This is a genomic window from Paracraurococcus lichenis (genome assembly GCF_030657435.1).
GTDB classification, from domain to species: Bacteria; Pseudomonadota; Alphaproteobacteria; order Acetobacterales; family Acetobacteraceae; genus Paracraurococcus; species Paracraurococcus lichenis.
On sequence record NZ_JAUTWS010000197.1, the window covers coordinates 1 to 4,403 of the forward strand.

Genomic DNA, 4,403 nt, shown 5'->3' on the forward strand with positions numbered 1-4,403 from the left:
TTGGCACATGCTGCGGCTGACAGATGCCGCCAGGATGCATGCCCTTGCTGCCTAAGCGATGTGGCAACACCAAGCCGCGTCGGTATAAGTTCCCATCGGTTAGATCAAGCCAGCCCGTCATTCACGCTGGTGTTCCGTTGGGCATGCACACATCTGCTCCCAACACCTGGCACACGCTCTTGTTCTTCGAACTCGCACGATCAGACCTCTTTCCCCGAACAACCTCGGCGTCTGCTCTGTGTGCATGCACACTTAGATCCTTTGGCCGCGGGCCGGTGCTTGCCTTGGCAATGCTCAAACGGTCGAAGGCCGATCCAGTCGTCAAAGCCAGCGCCGGTTGCGTATGCACTCCCAGCGTCGTCCAATTATTTTTAAACCTTTGTGTGTTCCGCCGCTGCACTCACCGCACCAGCAGCATTTCATTTGGACTGACGGGTGCGCGCTCACCGAACGAGACCCCTCCTGCCCGGGGCAGGAAGGTGTATTGGCTAAAGCCTATTGAAGGCATAAGCATCAAGGATCGGGTAGTTCGCCCTGATGTCTGATCGTCAGGTCAAGCCGTCTCTTCAGCCGTCAGTGTGTGCGCGAACCGCTTCCGCTTGACGGTCAAGGCTGACAGCACAGTACCAAGTTGCTCAAAGAAATGAGCATATCCCTGCCGATACGGGCATTCCTGGCTGTGCGCGCGCACAACCGTAGCCGCCAGTTGCCCCGGTACTGGGTTCCACTAACAGAAACATTAGATGGCTGCGCCAACATTCCACCGAATTTATGGCAGCAAACGCCAAGCGCGTTCCGCCCGTCCCTCGTGTGATCGCACGATGCTTCCTCTTTGTGGCACGCCCCGCCCCCCTGCGGAGCATTCCGCAAGCTCTACCAGAGCCTGTGTGCACGAACACAACCGAGGTGCGTCTCGTGCGAAGGCCGCCCTGCCACATCAAGCTGCAACCGGCTCTGGGCACGCGTGCGCACCGTTCATAGAAAATGGTAAGGTGGAGCCGCCAACGTCTGTGTGCATGACCCGGCAGGGACAGGCTTGATTCTGCGCGATGCACTTCGGCCCACAGCGAAACTATTCAGTAGCCCGTCTCGGCGTCGACACCAAAGTGAGGAGCAGCTGGAGTTACCTCTCAAGCTGCTCCATATTAATCCCTTCCCGCCATGCGCCAGCGAGAGAGCAAACCTCGCGGATTGAGCTATTCGCCTTTCGCACGAAGTTTTTCAATGCATGTTGACGAAAAGTCACCACTCGGCGCACGTAAAAATATTGTGATGTTGGGTCGGCGACCAGCACGGGTTCGCGTCGGTGTTCTGTGACGTCCCGCCTCCTAACAATGCGGTGCCGGACTTCCCGCGATCCACCGGCGGCAGTTCTACGTCAGCGGTGCTGCCGGAATCGCGGTGGTCGGCCCCGTTCGCCGCGGCCCGGAATGGTCAGGCCAGCGACATGACGTCGCGGGGGTGGGCGCGGTCGTCATCGAGGTGGAGGTCCCGGTCGCGTGCTGACCGCCTTCGGCCGGATGTCGGGCACTTGCCTACCAAAATGCGGGCATCTCCGCGGCGGTCGGCCTCTGCGCAACGTGCCCCGGCTCCCTTTGCCGTCCGCAGAGAGCGCCTCGCAGTGCGGAGATGGTCAAAGGGGAGGGGGCAGAACGTGCCCCGGCTCCCATGTCGGAATCCGGTCGATGCCACCCGCGCGCGGAGTTCGGCGGCGGTCGACGAAGTCCGGGAACTATCGACAAGACCCGTGGCCGGACGTGCCGCCGCTCCCAGTCCCGACGTGCTTCGACTCCCGCGAGGACGTGCCCTGGCACCCAGTCTGGACGTGTCGCCGCGCCCCTCGTGACGTGCCCAGGCGCCCTATGCAACGTGCCTGCGCTCCCGCCAAACGAGCTTAAGCGCTTGAAATCATGCATAATTTCCCTGCACACCTCTTACTTCTTCAGACTCTAGAATTAACCCTTCTAGGGCGAGAGCCTGTGGATATCCGCCCGGAGGTTCGCGCCGGCCAGATAGGCAGATCCCGTATTGCTGGCGCGCCCGGGGCTCGTACCTCAGCCGCACACATCGGGCGCCTAGCTCCAAGGATGGCCCAGGGTGGCCCACCTCAGAGGGGAGTCGGGGCACGTTCGACGGCGCGCTTCCCGCTCAAAAGAGGGGAGCGGGGGCCCGTCATGCTGTCGCACAAGCGCCATTGGAAGTGGCGTCGCGATCTTCCTCTGCTCTCTTTGAAAGGGAGCGAGAGCACGTTCTTTCGCCCTTCGCCGAAGAGCTCCGGGGGATCCGGGGCACGTTCTCGACGTCGACCGCGTCTCAAGGGGAGCGAGGGCACGTCAACCCCATTTCAACGGACCGGATCGGTCCTCGTGGCGGCTTTCCCGAGGGTGCCTACGTCGAAGCTTGTCATCGGGACCTGAGACACGTCGAATCCTCCGGAAACGCATCTGCTAAGGGAGCCAGGGCACGTAGCCTCGTGCCGCCTCGTCTCCCAGAAAGGGAGCCGAGGCACGTCGCTTGGTAAAGCGGTTGTTCCCCCTTAGCGCCCGGAAAACAGCAGTTGCTGCTATGGAACTTTGAGGAACTGGGCAGTCGAGAGGTCGACGACGTGCCCCCGATCCCGCTTTTTCCGCTGTGAACGTGCCCTGGCTCCCCTCTTCGCTCTTTCCGGAATCGCCTTCTGCCTGCACTCCTGCATTGAGGAGCGGGGAAGGCCACGGGATGCCTGCGGTCTCTGTAACGAAGCGGCTGGCGAAGAGGGCAGCGGACCGCCAGGGAATGCTGGCGCTCGAGCTTCAACTGCCCCCGGACCGGTTCAGGAATGAGGCGGAGCTCTCGGGCTACCCGCTCTTCGGGGTTGAGACGCGCCCTAGCCTTGAGAGCGTCAATTTCACGGACGGCAGGCGGACCTTCCGAGTCGTGCCTGACCAGCACCATGGCCTGCCGACCATGGGCGACAAGGCGCTGATCCTGGCTTTGGTGTCGATTCTCGTGCGCGCACTAGACAACGGGCAACACACCTCGCCCAACATGACGCTCCGGGCGGCCGACCTTATCAGGGCGATCCGCCCCTCGGCCAGGGGACGGACCATCAGCGCGAACGAGTATGCTGACCTGCGCGCCTCACTCCGGCGGCTCTCGACGGCCGAGATCCAGACCAATGTGACGGCGGGCAAGAAGCGTTTCGAGGGCTTCTTCCGTCTGCTCAGCGAAGTCAATTTCGTTACGGAAAAAGACGGACCTGGCGAAGGGAAGCTGCAGGCAATCGAACTCGTGCTCTGCGAGTGGCTTTACCGCGCCGTCGTTTTCGACCGGCGCTTCCACCGGATCTCTCATCGTTACCTCGAACTGAGTCCGCTGGCGCGGCGCATTTACGAGATTGGCAAAAGGCACACCTACAACAAGGAAGATCCCCGCAACCCACGGCAGTCGCGCGCCATCCCGTTGCAGGAGTACAGGACACTGGTGGGGTCGCGAACCCAGCGACTGACCGATTTCAAGAAGACCTTGATTCGGTGCCTGCAGTCCGAGGATATCCCAGAGGTAAGCGTTCATCTCGTCGGCGACCGTACGAGCGAGGCTGGTAGGATTGTCGCCGAAGCGGGGTTCGCGCCCTGCGGCGGACGGCGGCGGACCCGAAGCTCGGAGGTCCACGTCATCTACGTGCCACGCCCGGCAACTGAACCGCCTCGGCCCGAGGACGAAGCGGGGCAGTTGGTGATGGTCGAGGACGTCCTCGTCGGCGGCGCCGGTCCGGATCCGGTCTGACGCTTCAGGCGTCAAGCGCGGCTTCTTACAGCAGGAAGGCGGCAGTCAGACAGGATCGTGGCCAGCATACGCTCCACCAGTTCGTTCCCCGGCGCCAACGCCACCCACGCGGGCCCTTGCTCGCCATGGACGCCGAGGTCCGGATCGATCTCCGCCAGGCCGAGTTCAAAGCCAGGCCGTCCTGCGAAAGGCACCGAGCGCCACGCCCATGCTGCCGAGGTTGGCCGCGGCGGAATGGACCATCGCCCCGGTCCGCTCCAGGCTCTGCCCAGTGGCAACTGCGGTATTGGAGCAGCACAGAACGGTCGCCACCGGTGTAGTTCTTCACGATGAGGACCGCGTCGGCCGGGCCGGCTGGCTCCCGAGTGGAGGCGAGCACCGCATCGACGCTATGCGAGGTGAAGACATCGCCGGCGATCGCGCCTGCCAAGAGCCCTGGAATGAATTAATCTGCATGGGCCGGCTCATGGTCGGCGCCACCATCCAAGAGAATCGCGATAAGGCGGTCGGCGAGCGGGGGAAATGTCAGCGTGGACCAGGACGTTCTCGGGCTGCAGCACTGCCAAAGGCGGGGTGCAGGTCGCAAAACCCCTCCAGCATCTGACGGACCACGCGATGTGGATCGGGGGATGTCCCGC

Annotated in this window: 1 protein-coding gene; it reads left to right on the forward strand. The window is 62.8% G+C overall.

The features are described 5' to 3' along the window. Positions 1-2,775 precede the first annotated feature (2,775 nt). Positions 2,776-3,765, forward strand: a complete 990-nt coding sequence (locus Q7A36_RS38560) for a replication initiator protein A (RefSeq protein ID WP_305109093.1) — start codon at positions 2,776-2,778, stop codon at positions 3,763-3,765. Positions 3,766-4,403: the final 638 nt, after the last annotated feature.

What these genes read in the sequence shown, in the direction of transcription:
- Q7A36_RS38560 (WP_305109093.1), top strand. Translation starts at nt 2,776, where the DNA reads ATGCTGGCGCTCGAGCTTCAACTGCCCCCGGACCGGTTCAGGAATGAG.